This window comes from Flavobacterium rakeshii, assembly GCF_009741375.1.
Taxonomy (GTDB): Bacteria; Bacteroidota; Bacteroidia; order Flavobacteriales; family Flavobacteriaceae; genus Flavobacterium; species Flavobacterium rakeshii.
Map to the genome: position 1 here is coordinate 70002 of NZ_WOWP01000010.1, position 18172 is coordinate 88173.

22 protein-coding genes and 1 riboswitch are annotated in these 18172 nt (G+C 36.2%); of the genes, 15 read left to right on the plus strand and 7 right to left on the minus strand.

The features are described from left to right. Positions 1 to 22: 22 nt before the first annotated feature. Positions 23 to 769 (minus strand): 3-oxoacyl-[acyl-carrier-protein] reductase, encoded by a 747-nt coding sequence (fabG, locus tag GN157_RS02225; RefSeq protein ID WP_035131108.1) that lies wholly within the window; start codon positions 767 to 769, stop codon positions 23 to 25. 143 nt (positions 770 to 912) lie between these two features. Here fabG and GN157_RS02230 point away from each other — a divergent pair, with 143 nt between their 5' ends. The 4 genes from GN157_RS02230 to GN157_RS02245 all read left to right on the plus strand — a co-directional run bounded on the left by GN157_RS02230 (position 913) and on the right by GN157_RS02245 (position 2518). After that, the gene (locus tag GN157_RS02230) at positions 913 to 1452 is read left to right on the plus strand and encodes a GNAT family N-acetyltransferase (RefSeq protein WP_157481502.1); all 540 of its coding nucleotides are present in this window, start codon (positions 913 to 915) and stop codon (positions 1450 to 1452) included. A 58-nt stretch (positions 1453 to 1510) separates the two neighbouring features. Continuing rightward, on the plus strand, positions 1511 to 1762 hold the full coding sequence (locus GN157_RS02235) for a hypothetical protein (RefSeq protein ID WP_157481503.1): 252 nt from the start codon (positions 1511 to 1513) through the stop codon (positions 1760 to 1762). A 258-nt stretch (positions 1763 to 2020) separates the two neighbouring features. Further along, positions 2021 to 2218 (plus strand): hypothetical protein, encoded by a 198-nt coding sequence (locus GN157_RS02240; RefSeq protein WP_157481504.1) that lies wholly within the window; start codon positions 2021 to 2023, stop codon positions 2216 to 2218. Between the two features lie 30 nt (positions 2219 to 2248). Beyond that, positions 2249 to 2518, plus strand: coding sequence for a hypothetical protein (locus GN157_RS02245; RefSeq protein ID WP_035131114.1), 270 nt, complete (start codon positions 2249 to 2251; stop codon positions 2516 to 2518). A gap of 76 nt (positions 2519 to 2594) precedes the next feature. On the opposite strand, the gene GN157_RS02250 is transcribed toward GN157_RS02245, so the two are convergent. Together GN157_RS02250 and GN157_RS02255 are read right to left on the minus strand one after the other, a co-directional pair. Then, complete coding sequence (locus GN157_RS02250; RefSeq protein WP_157481505.1) at positions 2595 to 3215, minus strand: L-threonylcarbamoyladenylate synthase; 621 nt, start codon at positions 3213 to 3215, stop codon at positions 2595 to 2597. A gap of 79 nt (positions 3216 to 3294) precedes the next feature. After that, on the minus strand, positions 3295 to 5634 hold the full coding sequence (locus GN157_RS02255) for an ATP-dependent helicase (RefSeq protein WP_449404247.1): 2340 nt from the start codon (positions 5632 to 5634) through the stop codon (positions 3295 to 3297). A 198-nt stretch (positions 5635 to 5832) separates the two neighbouring features. On the opposite strand from GN157_RS02255, the gene GN157_RS02260 reads away from it, so the two are divergent. The 7 genes from GN157_RS02260 (at position 5833) to GN157_RS02290 (ending at position 10405) form a co-directional block, all read left to right on the plus strand. Further along, complete coding sequence (locus GN157_RS02260) at positions 5833 to 6357, plus strand: DUF7935 family protein (protein WP_157481507.1); 525 nt, start codon at positions 5833 to 5835, stop codon at positions 6355 to 6357. 47 nt (positions 6358 to 6404) lie between these two features. Further along, positions 6405 to 6585: riboswitch (cobalamin riboswitch) on the plus strand. 100 nt (positions 6586 to 6685) lie between these two features. Further along, positions 6686 to 7384 (plus strand): Dph6-related ATP pyrophosphatase, encoded by a 699-nt coding sequence (locus tag GN157_RS02265; protein WP_317163498.1) that lies wholly within the window; start codon positions 6686 to 6688, stop codon positions 7382 to 7384. Positions 7385 to 7399: 15 nt separating this feature from the next. Beyond that, complete coding sequence (locus GN157_RS02270) at positions 7400 to 7783, plus strand: acyl-CoA thioesterase (RefSeq protein WP_157481508.1); 384 nt, start codon at positions 7400 to 7402, stop codon at positions 7781 to 7783. A 61-nt stretch (positions 7784 to 7844) separates the two neighbouring features. Then, on the plus strand, positions 7845 to 8435 hold the full coding sequence (locus GN157_RS02275; protein WP_157481509.1) for a hypothetical protein: 591 nt from the start codon (positions 7845 to 7847) through the stop codon (positions 8433 to 8435). Beyond that, entirely contained in the window at positions 8436 to 8828 is a 393-nt protein-coding gene (locus GN157_RS02280; protein WP_157481510.1) for a hypothetical protein, read from the plus strand. Between the two features lie 57 nt (positions 8829 to 8885). Continuing rightward, entirely contained in the window at positions 8886 to 9458 is a 573-nt protein-coding gene (locus tag GN157_RS02285) for a hypothetical protein (RefSeq protein WP_157481511.1), read from the plus strand. A gap of 116 nt (positions 9459 to 9574) precedes the next feature. Beyond that, on the plus strand, positions 9575 to 10405 hold the full coding sequence (locus GN157_RS02290; RefSeq protein WP_157481512.1) for a DUF5694 domain-containing protein: 831 nt from the start codon (positions 9575 to 9577) through the stop codon (positions 10403 to 10405). Here the strand turns inward: GN157_RS02290 and GN157_RS02295 are convergent, their stop codons facing one another. Together GN157_RS02295 and GN157_RS02300 are read right to left on the minus strand one after the other, a co-directional pair. Then, positions 10406 to 12478 (minus strand): M1 family metallopeptidase, encoded by a 2073-nt coding sequence (locus GN157_RS02295; protein WP_157481513.1) that lies wholly within the window; start codon positions 12476 to 12478, stop codon positions 10406 to 10408. A gap of 23 nt (positions 12479 to 12501) precedes the next feature. Further along, positions 12502 to 12885, minus strand: coding sequence for a hypothetical protein (locus tag GN157_RS02300; RefSeq protein WP_157481514.1), 384 nt, complete (start codon positions 12883 to 12885; stop codon positions 12502 to 12504). Between the two features lie 193 nt (positions 12886 to 13078). Here GN157_RS02300 and recG point away from each other — a divergent pair, with 193 nt between their 5' ends. Beyond that, a complete protein-coding gene (recG, locus tag GN157_RS02305; RefSeq protein WP_157481515.1) occupies positions 13079 to 15181 on the plus strand; it encodes an ATP-dependent DNA helicase RecG in 2103 nt (700 codons plus the stop codon). A gap of 38 nt (positions 15182 to 15219) precedes the next feature. Here recG and GN157_RS02310 read toward each other — a convergent pair whose 3' ends face one another. Next, complete coding sequence (locus tag GN157_RS02310) at positions 15220 to 15876, minus strand: HAD family hydrolase (protein ID WP_157481516.1); 657 nt, start codon at positions 15874 to 15876, stop codon at positions 15220 to 15222. Continuing rightward, complete coding sequence (locus GN157_RS02315) at positions 15876 to 16532, minus strand: HAD family hydrolase (RefSeq protein WP_157481517.1); 657 nt, start codon at positions 16530 to 16532, stop codon at positions 15876 to 15878. The genes GN157_RS02310 and GN157_RS02315 overlap by 1 nt, the downstream gene beginning before the upstream one ends. A gap of 193 nt (positions 16533 to 16725) precedes the next feature. On the opposite strand from GN157_RS02315, the gene GN157_RS02320 reads away from it, so the two are divergent. From GN157_RS02320 to GN157_RS02330, 3 genes are read left to right on the plus strand one after another with little or no spacing between them, the layout of a single operon-like run. Then, complete coding sequence (locus tag GN157_RS02320) at positions 16726 to 17268, plus strand: RNA polymerase sigma factor (protein WP_157481518.1); 543 nt, start codon at positions 16726 to 16728, stop codon at positions 17266 to 17268. Between the two features lie 30 nt (positions 17269 to 17298). Continuing rightward, positions 17299 to 17706 carry a hypothetical protein gene (locus GN157_RS02325; protein ID WP_157481519.1) on the plus strand — a complete coding sequence of 136 codons (408 nt, stop codon included), beginning with the start codon at positions 17299 to 17301 and terminating at the stop codon, positions 17704 to 17706. A 4-nt stretch (positions 17707 to 17710) separates the two neighbouring features. Next, positions 17711 to 18154: a hypothetical protein gene (locus GN157_RS02330; RefSeq protein ID WP_035131136.1), complete on the plus strand. Its 444-nt coding sequence runs from the start codon at positions 17711 to 17713 to the stop codon at positions 18152 to 18154. The last annotated feature ends 18 nt before the right edge of the window (positions 18155 to 18172 follow it).

The window sequence follows — 18172 nt, forward strand, 5'->3', positions numbered from 1 at the left end:
TTAAAATTAATGCTTTTTTGAATTAGGTAAGCATACCTCCATCTACGTTCAGGGTTTGACCTGTAACGTAAGCTGATAAATCTGAAGCAAGATAAACACATGCATTAGCTACATCTTCAGGAGTACCGCCACGTTTTAACGGAATGTTCTCTGTCCATCCTTTAATTACATCTGCACCCAGTTTCTCAGTCATTTCAGTTTCTATGAATCCAGGAGCAATAGCGTTGCAACGGATGTTTCTTGAGCCAAGCTCTAATGCTACTGATTTTGTGAAACCAATAACACCTGCTTTAGATGCTGCATAGTTAGTTTGTCCGGCATTACCCTTAACACCTACTACAGAACTCATGTTTATAATAGAACCATGACGTTGTTTAAGCATTGTTCTCTGTACTGCTTTTGTCATGTTGAAAACCGACTTAAGGTTTACTTCTATTACCTTATCAAAATCTTCTTCAGATATTCTCATTAAAAGATTATCCTTAGTAATACCTGCATTATTAATTAATATATCTACAGTACCAAAAGTTTCCACTACTTCGTCAACCAGCTTTTGTGCTTCATTAAAATCGGCAGCGTTAGACTGGTATCCCTTAGCTTTAATACCCAATGCTGTAAGTTCATCCTCTAATGTTTTAGCTGCTTCGGCAGAAGAGCTGTATGTAAAAGCAACATTAGCACCATGTTTAGCAAAAACTTGGGCAATACCACGGCCAATACCTCTACTCGCTCCGGTAATAATAGCCGTTTTTCCTTCTAGTAATTTCATAGGTTCGTATTGTTTGTTTTTTTATTTATAGAGCAACAAATATAATAAAATGTTTGAGGTTTATTTACCCCAATTTATCTTTTAGTTCAAGTATTACTACGAATTTTGTAGGGAAACTCATTATTAAGCTGTTAAGGTTGTATATGGACAATTTATATAGTAAACATAAAATACCTTCGGGAGAGGTTATTATCATACGCAAAGGCAACAGGCAGGATGCCCAAAAACTTATAGACTTAAAAAAGAGCTATATTAAAGGTACGACCTCTATCCCTTTGTATGAAGATGAATATCGGAATACCATTGAGGAAGAAGCCGAGTGGATAGACCGGTATAATAATCAGGATAACAGCCTGCTGTTATTAGCCGAATACAATGGTGAACTGATAGGTAATATTGACCTAACCGGAAACCAACGCCGTAAATTATACCATACCGGTATGATAGGTATGGGTATACACAATGATTGGCAAAATAAAAAGATAGGTTCGATTCTTATGGAAGCAACTATTAAATGGGCAAAAACGTCTCCATTACAAATTTTATGGCTTGAAGTATATGCATCAAACACTGCCGGAATTAAGCTCTATGAAAAATTTGGTTTTGAGCATTGCGGACTGATAAAAGACTTTTTTAGGGAAGGTAAACCAATTGATAAAATCACTATGGTTAAGTATATCTAACTTTACGAAAAAACTAATTTAATGCTAAATAAGCCCCTAAGTATTAAAGTTTTATTAAATGGAGAGAGCGTTCGGTTTATTATTTGTAATTTCAAGGCACGAAGAAGAAAAATCAAATTTTAAACAAAAAAGCGTAATGATTAAAGTTAACCGAGTAAAACAAAACGAGATGAATGTGATGAAATTTTTCCTGGCCATGCTAGCTGGATTCGGACTTATAAGAGTCTATAATTTTGTAGCGCAAATGGAACTAGAAGAAGAAGAGAACGACATCTATGATGATGAACACGAGTATCCTCTTTTTGTATAGTTTCACTATACATATCACTTTATTATAAAGCACCTCCCAGCAGGTGCTAATCCTTTGTGGGGCAGCACCATTCAATAAGCCTCATATTTTTACCTGCATTATATTTTCATATACTACTATTTAGGTTTTTAAACAGTTTTCCAGAATCTATAACGAAACGTTAAACTGTTGACTATTAGCTCTCTTTTAAGAGATTATTAATACACTTTGTGATTGATAATAAGTAACTTGTAAGTGCTTTTAAAAACCTAATTGATTATGAATAATCAAAACAGAAAACCGGATCAGGATCCGCTTCCTAAAAACATGGTACCTAATCATGAACCTAAGCCTATACCCCAAAAAGAAAGAAGGGTTAACCAAGGGCAATGGAATGAAAAGGATTATATAAAAGGGAACAAACGTACTCCTGACAGGGAAAAGATAAAGGAAAACAAAGGCAACAGTAAAGAATAAATTATTTATTAATCATAAAAATAAACAGCTATGAGTAACAAAAAATTAGTTTTAGGAATTGCTGCCGGAGTAGCAGCCCTTGCGGTAGTAGGAGTTATATGCAAAAGAAAAGGATATCTTGACGGTGCATGTGAAAAAGCTGAGTCGTTAGGGAAAGACCTTAAAGACAAATACAACAATGTAAAAGATAGTGCCCGCAAAAAATTTGATGAAGTGGTGCACAAAGGTGGCGAAATTGCTGACAGACTTAAACACAAAAGTGAGACTGCTGCTAAAAATATTGATCCGGCAACAAACTAGCCAGACAAATTATTATTCCATTAAAAACAGAAAGCTGTCCAAAAGGGCAGCTTTCATTATTTATATTGATGTTTGATTAAAATATATCAGTATCTCCTTTTCCTTCCCTAACAAGTACAGGTTCATCACCCGAAAGGTCTACAATGGTAGAGGCTACATTATCACCATATCCGCCATCGATAACAGCATCTACCTGATTTTGCCATTTTTCAAAAATAAGCTCTGGGTCGGTTGAGTATTCTAAAATCTCATCTTCATCATGTATGGACGTCGAAACTATAGGGTTACCCAAAGCTCTTACAATATCGAGCGCTATATTATTATCGGGCACACGTATACCTACCGTATTTTTCTTTTTAAACTCTTTTGGTAAGTTATTATTACCCGGAAGAATAAATGTATAAGGTCCTGGTAATGATCGTTTAAGTATTTTAAAGGTACTTGTGTCAATTTGCTTTACATAATCAGAGAGGTTACTCAAATCACTACACACGAATGAGAAGTTTGCCTTATCCAGTTTAATACCTTTTATACGGGCAATTCGCTCAAGTGCTTTACTGTTGGTTATATCACAGCCTAAACCATAAACGGTATCAGTAGGATAAATTATAATCCCTCCGTTACGCAGTATTTTAACCACTTTCTCTATTTCCCTTTCATTAGGATTTTCGGGGTATATTTTTATAAACTGTGCCATGTTCTAGTCTGTTTTCGGTTTTTGTAAGCTTAAAGTTACGAAAGCTATTTGTTATTAGCGTTAATTTAAACGTAAAGCTTTACCCAATAACATCGAGCTTAGCAAAGCGAAGTAAAAGCTTTTTAATTCCTCCTACTTCAAACTTTATTTCAGCCTTTTTATCTGCTCCTACCCCTTCAAGGTTAAGTACCTGCCCTTTACCAAAACGTTCGTGCATTACTACGTTACCTATGTTAAGCTTACTATCAGGCATTGCTGGTCCTGATGATGCCGGTGCCGATCCGCCAGCCATAGGTTTAAGTCGGCGTATTGCCATATCCGGTTTAGGATCGTTATCGGTAACCCATTTCGGCGGAATACCACTTTTTGGTTTTGATTGTCTTAGTTTTGATTTATCTACATCGCCAAAAATATCGTTATTAATCATTGGCTTGTAACGATAGTTTGTTTCTACCGGAGTAAGGTATTCAAGGAAAACATCTGTAATCTCTTCTATAAAGCGTGAAGGCTCACTATCAACCAGTTTACCCCAACGGTACCTTGATTGTGCATAAGTAAGGTAAGCCTGATGCTCGGCACGGGTTAGTGCCACATAAAACAGCCTTCGCTCCTCTTCCAGTTCACTACGGGTATTCATACTCATAGCACTTGGGAAAAGATCTTCCTCCATTCCCACAATAAATACATGAGGGAATTCAAGTCCTTTTGCAAGGTGAATAGTCATAAGTGCTACCCTGTCATCATCTCCGGTATCCTTATCCATATCGGTAGCAAGGGCAACATCTTCAAGAAATTCCGATAATGCTCCTCTTGCACCGTCTACTTCTTTCTGTCCTTCAATAAAATCTTTAATACCGTTAAGTAATTCTTCTATATTTTCTATACGGGCAATACCTTCGGGCGTTGCATCCTTTTTCAGTTCCTGTATAAGTCCGGTTTTCTTGGTAACATGCTCGGTAAGGTAAAAGGCATCATAACTGTCGTTAATAACCTGAAAGCTTTTTACCATGGTAACAAAATCCTGAATTTTGTTTCTTGTACCCGAATTAAGCCTTAGGTCAATCCTGTCAATGTTCTCCATTACCTCAAAAATGGAACGCTTGTAATGGTTTGCTGCTACAGTAAGTTTTTCGATTGTAGTACCTCCAATACCTCTTGCCGGATAGTTAATTACTCGTACAAGAGCTTCTTCATCCTTCGGGTTAATAACAAGCCTTAGGTAAGCTAAAACGTCTTTAATCTCTTTCCTTTGATAGAAAGAAAGTCCACCATAAATCCTGTATGGAATATCACGTTTCCTTAAGGCATCCTCAATAGAACGTGACTGTGCGTTGGTACGGTACAGTACAGCAAAGTTTCCGTTAGGAAGCTGGTTTTGCATTTTCTGCTCAAAAATAGTACTCGCCACAAAACGCCCTTCCTCACTATCGGTAAGGCTGCGGTGTACCTTAATTTTTGGTCCGTCTTCATTGGCTGTCCATACAACCTTATCCAGCTTAGTTTTGTTTTTATCTATAATGGAGTTAGCCGCTTCCACAATGTTTCGTGACGAACGGTAATTTTGCTCCAGTCGGTACGTTTGTACGTTATCGTAATCCTTTTGGAAGTTCAGTATGTTATTAATATTTGCTCCCCTAAAGGCGTAAATACTCTGGGCATCATCCCCTACTACACAAATATTCTGGAACCTGTCAGACAGTGCCCTTACAATAAGATATTGCGAGTGGTTAGTATCCTGATACTCATCTACCAGTATGTAACGGAAACGGTCCTGATATTTCATAAGCACATCAGGAAAACGGTTAAGCAGCTCATTTGTACGAAGTAAAAGGTCATCAAAGTCCATTGCTCCCGCCTTAAAGCAACGCTCTACATACTGCTCGTACACCTCGCCCATCCTTGGTTTTTTAGACATGGCATCGGCTTCCTGCAGTTCAGGATTATTGTAATAAGCTTTAACTGTAATAAGGTTATTCTTGTAATTGGAAATACGGCTTAATACCTGCTTTGGCTTATATACGTCCTTATCCAACTGCATTTCCTTAATGATAGAGGAAATAAGGCGCACACTATCCTGACTGTCGTAAATACTAAAGTTTGACGGATAGCCCAGCTTATCGGCCTCAAAGCGGAGTATTTTAGCAAAAATAGAGTGGAATGTTCCCATCCAAAGGTTTTTAGCCTCAGAGTTACCCACAATACCCGCAATACGGTTTTTCATTTCACGCGCAGCCTTATTAGTAAAGGTAAGTGCCAAAATATTAAAGGCATCTACCCCCTGACTCATAAGGTAAGCAATACGCAGTGTAAGTACCCTTGTCTTACCCGATCCTGCACCTGCAATTACAATCATAGGTCCGTCTTTTTGCAAAACCGGAGCCCTTTGCGCTTCATTTAACTGGCTTATATACTTTTCAATTTCCGTCATAACTTCCAAAAAAGCAAAAATAGTTATTTTTAGTCGGGAAATAAACCCTAATTATAGTTTCAGCAGGTGTGTTTTGTTAAAAATTATTCACAATAATTTTATCTTACAAAAAGTATTTCATTATTTTCGCCTTTCACAATTTTATATCAACAAACTGCGTTAGTCTATTACACCAAACTATTACTAAACATGGATATTACAAAATTTATTGAAATACTGGCATATACGCTACCTTCCATAATAGTAGGACTTGTTGCCTACTATTTTTTTGAGGCACAACGTAAAAACGAAGAAAGCCGTCGTCGCTACCTTATTCACAAAGAAGCACAAAAAAATGCTATGCCATTACGGCTGCAGGCATATGAAAGATTAGTACTTTTCCTTGAAAGGATAAATCCTTCAAAACTACTTGTGAGAATTGCTCCGCAATCATCAAACAAACATGATTATGAAGAGTATGTAATTGCACAAATTGAGCAGGAATACGAGCATAATCTTACACAACAAATTTATGTTTCTGCCGAAAGTTGGGATATTATCACTACTGCTAAAAATGCAACTATCCAAATGATTCGTAAAACCAACATGAGCGAAAAGGTAGATACTGCAAACAAACTAAGGGAAGTTATACTTACCGACTTGTTTGACACGCAAAGCCCTAGCAGCATAGCTGTAGCTTATCTAAAAAATGAAGTAGCCGAAATGTGGCAATAATGCCAATTTACAATATTTTACAAGGCATCCTTTTCGGGATGCCTTTTTATTTTATATTTGCCAAAGGTTTTGCTTAACGCAAATTAATAGGGAACCGTGTGCAAATCACGGGCTGTCGCGCAACTGTAAAGTACAAAACAGTTTTATCGCAATAAACCACTGCTGCATTTAGCGGGAAGGGCGATAAAATGTACAAGCCAGGAGACCTGCCTTACTAAATAATGACTATGCTTTCGCGGTTAAAGTGACGTCCGGTAATTGTACTCCTGTTTGGAGTGTAACTACTGTGTCTTCATTTTATCTCCGTAAAAGCCTTAAAAATATACACGTGACGGAGAACAGACAAAAAACGTATTTTAACTGGAGTAGCGGTAAAGACAGCGCCCTTGCACTTTATTACCTGTTACAATACAAAAACTATAGTGTAGACAGCCTGCTTACATCTGTAAATTCACATTATGATCGTGTTAGTATGCACGGCTTGCGTAAAGAGCTTTTATTACAGCAAATTGAAGCCATAGGGATACCGGGCACTACTATAGAGCTTCCCCTCCAGCCTACAAACGAGGAATATGAAACCATTATGAAAAATAAGGTTCAGGAACTTATAGATGAAGGATACACTACCGCAGCTTTTGGTGATATTTTTTTAGAAGACCTTAAGGTATACAGGGAAAAACAACTGGAACCTTATGGTATAAAAGCAGTTTTCCCTTTATGGAAAAAAGACACTAAAGAACTATTAAAAGAGTTTATAGACCTGGGCTTTAAAACCATAACGGTTTGCGTAAACGGTACGAAACTGGATAAATCATTTGTAGGTCGTGTTATAGATCACGATTTTATAAATGAACTGCCCAATGATGTTGATCCATGCGGTGAGAACGGAGAGTTCCACACTTTTTGCTTTGATGCTCCTTACTTTAAAAAACCTGTAGAGTTTACCATTGGTGAAACGATTTACAGAGAATATGACAACCACGGTACAAAAACCGGATATTGGTTTTGCGATTTGATTCCACAATAAATAACCATCATAAATATGACTTCTGAAGTAAGAATAAAACTATCGGAAACCCGAATCTTTAAAGCGGTTTTTCCAAACACAACAAATCACTATGACACTCTTTTTGGAGGTACCGCCATGCATTTAATGGACGAGGTTGCTTTTATAACAGCCACCCGCTACAGTCGTCAGCGTATGGTAACAGTAAGCAGTGATCGTATTGATTTTAAGAAACCTATCCCTGCGGGTACTATAGTGGAACTTATTGGTAAAGTTACCTATGTAGGGACTACCAGTCTTAAAGTACGAGTAGAGATTTATGTAGAACAGATGTATGAAAATACCAGGGAGAAAGCTGTAAACGGAGAGTTTACTTTTGTAGCTATAGATGAAAACAAAGTCCCTGTAAAAATACTTTAATTAAAAGGCATCCTTCCATCGGATGCCTTTTTTGTTTATGTTTGTTTTATAAAACATTATCATGAAAAAGATATTTACTGCCTCTCTTATTTTTTTATGCCTTAGTTCGGCTTTTGCCCAAAAAATATATCATAACAAAGGTTTTGGTATTACTATCGAAATACCGCAAACCTGGTGGGAAGATAACCGTAACGGATTCCCTGCCGAAATTGAATTAAGCAAAAGCGAACGTAAAAAAATACTGGATGACAGTAACTCGGTTTTCCTGACCCTGTTTTATGACAGAGAAACCATAAAAGAAGGTGGTAACTACATTCCTAAAATGCAGTTTAACGTTGCCAGTAATTATGAAAAAGATTTTAAAGTGTTACTGAAAGCTACCCAAAACAACGTTAAAATACAGAAGAAATTCCAACCTGATTATAAACTGGTTAAAAAACCTAAAGAGGTAAAAATTGCGGGAATTAGATGTATAGCTTATGTAGCTACCTACTCTATGATGGTAAACGGTAAAACTACAACCATACGTAGTTTTACCTATGTTATACCCTATAAAAACTATGTTTTCCATCTTAATTTTACCGATGAGATAAAAGGCAAAGACCGCTCTAAAGAATTTGAAGAAGCGGTAAAAACTATTAAAATCGGGTAAATGAGAAAACTGTTTTTTATACTCCTTTTAGCTATTTCTTGCGGAAAAAAGACAGAAGGCATACAAGCACAGTCAGAAAACTTTGAAGAATTCAATCAACATTTCCATTCAGATTCTCTTTTTCAGTTATCAAGAATAAGTTTTCCTATTGAAGGTATCCATAGAGACGGCTGGGAAGAGTATAAATGGACAAAAGAAAACTGGGAAATTCTGAAAAATCCGGTAACCAAATCAAATTCTTTTCCAAATGAGTATAAACATCAACTCATTAGTTCTGATACTCTTGTTATAGAAAAATACCGGATAGAAGATAGTGGTTTTCAGTGTGAAAGAAAATTTCAGCTAAGAAAAGATAAATGGTTTCTGGTAAGTTATTATAACATGAATTTATAGGAATAATTATATTAAACCGTAAATAAAAATAAAGACTATAAAACTAGGTAATCAAACATGAAAAAATCAACCATACTTTATTTATTACTGATGCTTACTATCTGCTCCTATGGACAGGAGAGAGTGAAAAGCTATCAGTTATATTCAAAAAAAGGATTGACCTATAAAAAAACCGACAATACTCTTTTTAATGGTATTTCTGAATTTAAGAGAGAAAGGAAAAACCATATTGTATTTGAGGAATACTACCATAATGGAATAAAAACTAAATACATTGAATATTATAATACAGATGAAGTTATAGTTTGCAAAGAAATTATTTATCATGAAAATAGTCCCGAAAAGAAAAAGTTTACAAAATTTAGTCTTGACGGTAAGCGCAGATCGCTAACTTATTATGACCTGAATGGTAAAAAAGAACTTGAAGAAACCTATAGGCACGATATATTAACTTACAGATGTGAATACTTAAACGGTAAGAGAAAATTTGAAGAAGCGTACAAGAACGATGTATTGGTTTACAGTTGTGAATACTTAAATGGCAAGAAGCATGGAAAAAAATTTTGTATAACAAAAAAGCACGAAAGCCATACTGAGTTTTATGAAAATGGTAAAAAAGTAAGTAGATAAAAAACATTTATTTCTTTAAATACTAAGCAAAAAAAACTAAGATTAACAGTACTTACAGATACATTAAAATCCCGCATTAAATTGTTTTTGTTATATTTATAAAAAACAAAACAATTATGACGAAAGCCTTACCGCTATTATTACTTTTTATTTCAACTACAGTATTTTCACAAAAAACCGATATCGTTATACTGGGAACAGACCATTTTAGCCAGATTTATAAGGAAGATAACCCTAATACTGATATCAAATCTGATAAAAGAAAAAATGAAATAAATGCAGTTATTGATTTAATTGGCAAGTACAAACCTGACTGTATTATGGTTGAGGAGCTTCCGGAAAATCAACCCGAAATAGACAGTATGTATAATCTTTATGTAAAAGGGATTTTAAATACTTCCAGCAGAAGAGAGATTTTTAATATCGCTTTTCCTATTGCTAAAAAACATAACCTAAAAAAAGTATATTGCGTTAATGCTCCCGGAGGAACTTCACAAAGTCTCTTGGATAACGGAGATAATATTGAGTTGTATAAAAACGAAACTTTGGAGCTTCGGGAAATAGTAATGGCAAAATACAAAGCTATTAATAATGGTACGCTCTCTTTTAAAGACTATCTTACTTTTCTAAACCAGCCTGATACCTACAACAAAGTTTACCATTTAAAATATATTACCCCTTCGCGTGTTACTAATGGTACTTTTAAAAGTCCGGATGAAATGATTGATTCGGCATTTGTTAATACAAAGTATATAGGTGCAGAGCTTACTTCTGTATGGAAAAACAGGGATTATAAAATATACTCCAATATTGTAACTACTCAACTAAAGGAAAAACCTAAACGCATTTTGCTTCTTATAGGTGTAGGCCATGTAGGCTCACTTAAAAGCATTTTCAGGGATGATCCCGAATATAACTTTATAGAAGCAAATACACTTTTAAAATAACTATTCGGCCAATAGTAATTCCAGTCTTTGTCTTTCGTTTTCCTTAAGCTCAGGCATTATATTGGTAAATGCTTCCCTGTAGCCTTCTTCTTTAAGTAGCTTTCGTATATTATCACGTCCAAACTTAGCAAACTGCCATTTGTGATGTTTAGTGGCTCTGGCAAGATTTATAAGTACAGTATCATCCTGCTTACCTATATAAATTAAATTAGACAATGCATTTTGACGTATACTACTTTCATACTTAGGAGAGGCGTAATCCTGCAGTTCGGCATAATATTGCTCTTTTTTATCGGCTCTGTAGTCTTTTGTGGTGTAAGCTAGGGTTAGCCACAGTATCCTTAAATTCTTATCGTTAAACCCAACCCAGGTATCAGACATATCAAGGAACTCCCCTGTCCTATCCGGGAAACGCATACTTAATACATTAAGAGCAATCTCCTTTGTTACGTATGACTCATCCTGCATAAGTGATTTGTAATCCTCAAAAAACGCATCTGGAATAGTAACAACGGTACGGGCAACCGCCTGCCTTATTTTTATATTATCTGTTTTCATGGCAGTACGCACAATGTCGGCTTTTTCTTCAAATGGTACTTCAGCCAGCTGGAACAGTATTTCTTCTTTTAGAGGCCAAAATGCATCCGAATTCATTACTTGTGTGTACATTTCCTTACTTTCCTTAAACGGTTGGCTTTGCAGACTGCCTATAGCAAAATACTGCTGTATGAATTTGTTTTTGTTAAGTAACTCAATTGCTTCACCAACTTCAAATTTCGGGTTTTCAAGCCAACGTTTTTTAAACGATTCGGTATCATAGTCAGACACCTTGTTAATCTCTGCCAGAAAATCATCGGTGCTTACATTTTGAAAAGCATACTTTTCTAAATAAGTTTTCACTGCTTTCCTAAAAGCATCATGCCCTACTCCTTCTCTTAATACATGTAGTGCCCACGCCCCTTTTTGGTAGTAACTCAGGGCACTCGCTTTTTCGTTTAGTATAGGTACAGTATCGGTTTGTGATGCCTGTTGTAACCTTTCAGCCATTTGGTATAACTCATAGTAAAAATGGTCTTCTCCATACAGTTCCTGTTCTGCAAGCAGAGCATAGTAAGTCGCAAAACCTTCCTGTAGCCAGTGGTGTTCTCCCGACTTTGCCGTAATCAAATCACCAAACCACTGGTGAGCCAGTTCGTGGGCATTAACGTTTACATAAGTTCTGTCGTTAAAACCAATGTTATCTACCACATAATCCTGTGAGAATATAGTAGAAGTTGTGTTTTCCATACCGGCATATAAAAAGTCGAGCACCGGTATTTGCCTGTAAATTCCCCAGACGTACTTAACTCCTATTTCCTTTTCAAAAAAATCGAATATCTGTTTACTGTAACGGTAGGTCGGCTCAAACTTATCCCTGTCTTCCGGACGGTAATAAAACTCTAACGGAGTACCTGAAGCCGACATCTGCTGTTGTTTTTCAAACCTACCTATAGCCATCATTAGCAGGTAACTACTCATAGGGTTTTGCATTTCATAATTCCACTTTTGCAGATTCCCCTCGGGCGATTTTCCTTTTAATTCTCCATTTGCAAGTACTTCAAACCCATCCTGAAATCCTACCGAAAGGTTAAACACCACCTTTTCATTCATGTCATCAAAGCTAGGTAACCAGTGACTGGTATATTTACCCTGTCCCTGTGTCCATATTTGCAGTCCGTCGCCCTCTCCCACAAAGTAAAGCGTTTGTTTAGGTTGTGCAGTGTAATCAAACTCCAGGGTGTTTTTTCCTTTTTTATAACCTTTGTATAACTTTAAGGCATGTGGAGCATCTACAAAACCTGCTTTCTTACCGTTTATGGTAACATTGGTATAATCCATATCATGAGCATCAATTGTAATAGTGTCGGTTTTTTCAAGCAAATCAAAGGTATACTTAACCTTACCCATAATCTTTTTATGAGGTACATCAAAAGTAAGGTAAGCATTAAGGGTTTTAAAATCGGCCTTTTTGTACTGCTGGGCAAAGCTCGAAAGGCTTAGTAAAAATATAGTGACAGAAATGTAGTTTTTCATAGAATTATATTGATTTGTGTAGGTTACCAGTCTACAGGATTCAAATTTCCTTTTTCAATTAATTTATATAGTTCATCAGGTTTTTCAATGCTTTTGATATAAAAAACCTGATAGTTTATTTCCTTTCCGGAAAGAATTTCAGAAAAGGCAAAATAAGTACTTTTACCCCTTCCGCCATTTATAAAAACAATACCGTAAAAATTATCTTTTTTTATGGTAAAAACAAGCTGTTTTGAAGGTGATAAAGGGTTATGTTTAACATCGGTTGATCTGAAATTTTTATTAGGATTTGCAATCCTAAAGTCTCCAAACTTCTTTTTTAATGCTTTTTTGAAAGCTTTTGGAATAGATGATTTTTTATAAGAAACCTGTATTTCTGCCTGTTGATGAGAAAAGTTTTCTGTCATTAATTCATTTAAACTTTTCTGATTTATTGTTTCTTGTGCGTATGACTGACAGAAGGCAAATAGGAAAAATAAGAAGTAGTTTTTCATGGAAATTCTTAACATTTACACAAATCTAATAAATACAGCGCTAAATATTACGTTTTACTTTTATTGAATAATCTTTATCTTCGTAACACAATACTTACAAGCCAAAATGAATAACCTTTTAGAAACTCCTATAGAATACCTTAAAGGCGTAGGCCCTGCCCGTGGCGAGCTGTTGCGCAAGGAGTTGGGCATTCATAAATATGGCGATCTGCTTAACCTGTACCCCAACCGTTATATAGACCGTACCCGATATTACCGTATTAATGAACTGCAAAACAGTAACTCTGAAGTACAGATTGTAGGGAAAGTAATCAATATAAAAACGGTTGAACAAAAACGCGGAAAACGCCTTGTAGCTACCTTTGTAGATAATACCGGGCAAATGGAACTCGTTTGGTTTCAGGGGCAAAAATGGATAAGGGAAAACGTTAAGATAAATGTACCTTATGTAATTTTTGGCAAGGTTAGTTCGTTTAACGGGGTTTTCAATATGGCACATCCTGAAATGGAACTGCTTAGCGAACACGAAAAGAGCCTTCGCAGTGCCATGCAGCCTATTTACCCAAGTACCGAAAAGCTTACGCAACGCGGTATTACCAACAAGGTGGTAAACAAAATAATGCAACAGTTGTTTATAGAAACACAGGCATTGTTTAAAGAAACATTACCGGCATGGCTTTTACAGGAAATTAAACTTATTCCTAAAAATGCAGCACTGTTTAATGTACACTTCCCTAAAAGTCAGGAAATACTGGCGCAGGCACAATTCAGGCTTAAGTTTGAAGAGCTGTTTTTTATTCAGCTACAGCTTATTACTAAAAATTTACTGCGTAAACACAAAATAAAAGGACATCCCTTTGACAAGGTAGGCGAAATATTTAACAATTTTTATCAAAACCATTTGCCTTTTGAGCTTACCAATGCCCAAAAACGTGTACTAAAAGAAATTAGACATGATATGGGGCATCCGGCACAAATGAACCGCCTGCTACAGGGTGATGTAGGATCGGGTAAAACCATAGTGGCATTAATGAGTATGCTACTGGCTCTTGATAACGGATTTCAGGCATGCCTTATGGCACCTACAGAGATTTTAGCCAACCAGCATTTTTTAGGTCTGTCAGAGTTGGCTGCACCTTTAAACATAAATATCAAAATCCTTACAGGATCTACCAAAACGGCTGAAAGAAGGATTATTCACGAAGAGCTAGAAAACGGTACGCTACACATTATAATAGGTACTCATGCCTTACTGGAAGATAAAGTACAGTTTAAAAACCTTGGGCTTGCCATTATTGACGAACAGCACCGTTTTGGGGTAGAACAACGCTCCAAACTCTGGAAAAAGAATGAAATTCCGCCACACATACTGGTAATGACCGCCACCCCTATTCCGCGTACGCTTGCCATGAGCCTGTATGGTGATTTGGATATATCGGTAATAGATGAACTACCTCCGGGTCGTAAGCCTATTAAAACGGTACATCGTTATGACAGTAACCGATTAAAAGTTTGGGCTTTCCTTAAAGAGGAAATTGCTAAGGGCAGGCAGGTATATATTGTATATCCGTTAATTCAGGAAAGTGAAAAAATGGATTATAAAGACCTGATGGACGGTTACGAAAGTATTTCGCGCGATTTCCCCCTACCGCAGTACAGTGTGAGTATAGTACACGGACAGATGAAACCGGCTGAAAAGGATAGCGAAATGGATCGCTTCGCCAAAGGTAAAACGAATATTATGGTTGCTACTACTGTTATTGAAGTTGGTGTAAACGTGCCTAATGCTAGTGTTATGGTTATAGAAAGTGCCGAACGTTTTGGTCTTTCCCAGCTGCATCAGTTACGTGGACGCGTAGGCCGTGGTGCCGAACAAAGTTACTGTATAATGATGACAGGCGGGAAACTGAGTAACGACAGTAAAGTACGTATGGATACTATGGTACGTACCAATGACGGATTTGAAATTGCGGAAGTTGACCTTAAACTGCGTGGTCCCGGTGACATTATGGGTACACAACAAAGCGGTGTGCTTAACCTACAGATAGCCGACTTGGTTAAAGACCGAGAGATACTGCAAATGGCAAGGCATTATGCTATAAAACTGCTTAAGGACGATGCAAACCTTAATAAACCAGAACATGCAGCATTACGTACTGCTTTTATAGAAATGACTAAAAAGAAGAATATCTGGAATTATATATCTTAGTCAAATTTTATAAAGAATAAAAACCTTACTAATTAGTATTAGATAAGATTTTTAATCGTTTTATAATCAAGCTGTTTAAAATCGGTAATAACCTTATTAGCTAAAGATGTATCCTGCCCCATAGAATGTTCACCTTTGTAGCCAATACAAAATACTCCGGCTCCGGTTGCAGCCTTTATACCATTTGTACTGTCTTCAATAATAATACATTCCTCTTTTGGGAATCCGGTTTGCTTAACCGCTTCAACAAATATGGCTGGGTTAGGCTTTGAATATTCAAAATCCTCTCCGCTTATTTTAGTTTTAAAATACTGATGCAGGTCAAACCTTGTAAACACAGCTTCTATTTTCCTTTTCGCTGCTGATGAAGCCAACACCAAAGTCATACCGTTATTATATAAATCAATAATAAGGTCTTTTACTCCCGGTATAAGTTCCAGTTCATCACTAGTATCAAAAGCATCAAAATAGTATTTGTAACTTTCCTCCAGCAATACTTCCTCACTTTGTTCCAGGTTAAACCTGCTACGTAGCTTCTGTATAATATTCTTATCAGAATTACCTATAAAATCAGAGTATATCTCATCGGTAACCTCAATACCAAGTTCTTTATAAAACTTTTGGTTAGCCTCCAGTCCTACGGGTTCGGTATTAACCACTACCCCATCCATATCAAATATTACAGCATTTACCATTACTTAATATCCCTTACTTTTAGGAAATCAAGCTCATTGAAGTGGGCAATAATCTTATCGGCCTCTTCAAGCTCCTGTAATTTTGAATTTTCGCTTTGGTAGCCCACACAAAATATACCGGCACCTTTTGCTGCTTTAATTCCGTTTGTACTGTCTTCAATAACAATACATGCTTCTTTTGGCGCAACAGATAACGATGCGGCATGCTCAAATATAGCAGGGTGCGGTTTAGATTTTGGGAAATCCTCTCCGCTCACAATATGAGTAAAATACTGATGAAGCCCGAAACGGTTAAACACCCTCTCTATAGTTACCTTAGAAGCAGATGAAGCCAGTATAAGCTGAATGCCGTTACCGTGAAGGTCTACTATAAGCTCTCTAACACCCGGTAATAAATCAAGGTCTTCCTTTACATCAAAAGCATCATTAAATAGTGATCTTTTGGTTTGTACCAAATGCTCTACCTCATGCTCAAGATCAAAAGTATCTTTAAGTTTCTGGTAAACATTTTTAGTAGAATTACCTGTAAATGAAGCATACATTTCGTGTGTCACTTCAATGTTAAGGTGTTTAAAATGCTGGTAGTAAGCAAAATGATGTACGGGTTCAGTATCAACAATTACCCCGTCCATATCAAATATAACGGTCTTTATCATAGTCAGAATTAAAGCTGCAAAATTACAACATACTATTGTAAGCTAAAAGTTTTAAGACATTAAGATGTAGTTAAATTGCCCCTTTAACACTGCAAAAAACTATAATAAACGTTTTCGTGAAATTTTTTATAAGTCGGTTTTAAACCTTTTGCAGTAACTTTAGTCTTAAATATAAATTAGTATTTAAAAAGAATTGCAGGACGAAAAGGCATTCATAGCACAATTGCTTGACCCAAAAACGCAAAACGATGCGTTTAGGCAGCTTGTATCTCAATACAGCAGGCCATTGTACAGCCATATCCGTAATATAGTACTGAATCATGATGATGCCGATGATGTTTTGCAAAACACATTTATTAAAGTATTTAGGAACCTTAGTAATTTTAAGGGCGAAAGCAAGTTATTTTCCTGGATATACCGCATAGCTACAAACGAATCGCTTACCTTTATTAGTCAAAAAGCCAAGAAAGCCGGGGTAAGCAACGAGGAGATATTAGAAAAACAGGCTCAGGAGCTGCATGCCGACAATTATTTTAGCGGAGACGAAATACAACAAAAGCTCCAACAGGCCATTACAACATTACCCGAAAAGCAACAACTGGTTTTTAAAATGCGTTACTTTGAAGATATAGGGTACGAAGAGATGTCGGAAATACTGGATACATCTGTGGGTGCTTTAAAGGCTTCTTACCATCATGCCAGTAAAAAAATTGAAAATTATTTTAACACTCATTAAACCTTTTGTAAATTATTCAGTCTTAAATATATGAAACCATTTAATTTAGATAAAGAACCAAAAATAAAATCGGGATTTACCACACCCGATAGCTATTTTGATGACTTTACCGTAAAGATGATGCAGCAGCTCCCTGAACAGGAAGTTAAAGTTGTACCGCTTTACAGGAGGATGTCGGTTTGGATATCATCTGTAGCTGCTGTGTTGGTTATCGCCCTTGGTGTTTCTGTACTTTTAAAAATGAATACCACAAGTGAACCCGATGCTACCACTATTGAGAACTATTTGGTTTATCAGGCAGATATAATGCCTAATGATTTTATACAGGGACTGGATGAAGATGCCATAGAAGATTTGGAAGCATCTATAGCGATTAGCGATGAGGCTATTGAAAATTACTTAACCAACGAAGAATACGATATTTATCTAAACGAATAACACTATGAAAACAAAGTTATTACTAACATTATTATTAAGTTTCTCACTAAGTGTTTTTTCACAAACGCATAAGGAGAAAAGAGACCAGATTAAAGCTTTAAAGGTGTCGTTTCTAACTACAGAACTAAAGCTTACAAGTCAGGAATCGGCTAAATTCTGGCCTATATATAATGCTTATGAAGAAAAAGAATTTGAGATAAAGCATGATAAAATGCGTTCTATTATCAAAAAGATAGAAAATGCCGGAGAATCATTAACTGAGAAAGACGCCAGCAATTACCTAAATCAGTTTCAGGAGGCCGAAAAGGAACTTGTAGAACTGAAAGGTAAAATGATTGCCGACTTAAAACCTGTTATAGGATCTGTCAAATTACTGAAACTCCAAAAAGCAGAATTTGATTTCAACAGAAAATTACTTTCCAAATGGAAAGACAAACATAAAGAGTAGTTTAATTAGGTTATTTTG

What these genes read in the sequence shown, in the direction of transcription:
- fabG (WP_035131108.1), bottom strand. Translation starts at nt 769, where the DNA reads ATGAAATTACTAGAAGGAAAAACGGCTATTATTACCGGAGCGAGTAGA.
- GN157_RS02235 (WP_157481503.1), top strand. Translation starts at nt 1,511, where the DNA reads ATGGAGAGAGCGTTCGGTTTATTATTTGTAATTTCAAGGCACGAAGAA.
- GN157_RS02260 (WP_157481507.1), top strand. Translation starts at nt 5,833, where the DNA reads ATGGATATTACAAAATTTATTGAAATACTGGCATATACGCTACCTTCC.
- recG (WP_157481515.1), top strand. Translation starts at nt 13,079, where the DNA reads ATGAATAACCTTTTAGAAACTCCTATAGAATACCTTAAAGGCGTAGGC.
- GN157_RS02295 (WP_157481513.1), bottom strand. Translation starts at nt 12,478, where the DNA reads ATGAAAAACTACATTTCTGTCACTATATTTTTACTAAGCCTTTCGAGC.
- GN157_RS02280 (WP_157481510.1), top strand. Translation starts at nt 8,436, where the DNA reads ATGAGAAAACTGTTTTTTATACTCCTTTTAGCTATTTCTTGCGGAAAA.
- GN157_RS02285 (WP_157481511.1), top strand. Translation starts at nt 8,886, where the DNA reads ATGAAAAAATCAACCATACTTTATTTATTACTGATGCTTACTATCTGC.
- GN157_RS02290 (WP_157481512.1), top strand. Translation starts at nt 9,575, where the DNA reads ATGACGAAAGCCTTACCGCTATTATTACTTTTTATTTCAACTACAGTA.
- GN157_RS02325 (WP_157481519.1), top strand. Translation starts at nt 17,299, where the DNA reads ATGAAACCATTTAATTTAGATAAAGAACCAAAAATAAAATCGGGATTT.
- GN157_RS02330 (WP_035131136.1), top strand. Translation starts at nt 17,711, where the DNA reads ATGAAAACAAAGTTATTACTAACATTATTATTAAGTTTCTCACTAAGT.
- GN157_RS02250 (WP_157481505.1), bottom strand. Translation starts at nt 3,215, where the DNA reads ATGGCACAGTTTATAAAAATATACCCCGAAAATCCTAATGAAAGGGAA.
- GN157_RS02270 (WP_157481508.1), top strand. Translation starts at nt 7,400, where the DNA reads ATGACTTCTGAAGTAAGAATAAAACTATCGGAAACCCGAATCTTTAAA.
- GN157_RS02245 (WP_035131114.1), top strand. Translation starts at nt 2,249, where the DNA reads ATGAGTAACAAAAAATTAGTTTTAGGAATTGCTGCCGGAGTAGCAGCC.
- GN157_RS02315 (WP_157481517.1), bottom strand. Translation starts at nt 16,532, where the DNA reads ATGATAAAGACCGTTATATTTGATATGGACGGGGTAATTGTTGATACT.
- GN157_RS02310 (WP_157481516.1), bottom strand. Translation starts at nt 15,876, where the DNA reads ATGGTAAATGCTGTAATATTTGATATGGATGGGGTAGTGGTTAATACC.
- GN157_RS02240 (WP_157481504.1), top strand. Translation starts at nt 2,021, where the DNA reads ATGAATAATCAAAACAGAAAACCGGATCAGGATCCGCTTCCTAAAAAC.
- GN157_RS02275 (WP_157481509.1), top strand. Translation starts at nt 7,845, where the DNA reads ATGAAAAAGATATTTACTGCCTCTCTTATTTTTTTATGCCTTAGTTCG.
- GN157_RS02300 (WP_157481514.1), bottom strand. Translation starts at nt 12,885, where the DNA reads ATGACAGAAAACTTTTCTCATCAACAGGCAGAAATACAGGTTTCTTAT.
- GN157_RS02230 (WP_157481502.1), top strand. Translation starts at nt 913, where the DNA reads ATGGACAATTTATATAGTAAACATAAAATACCTTCGGGAGAGGTTATT.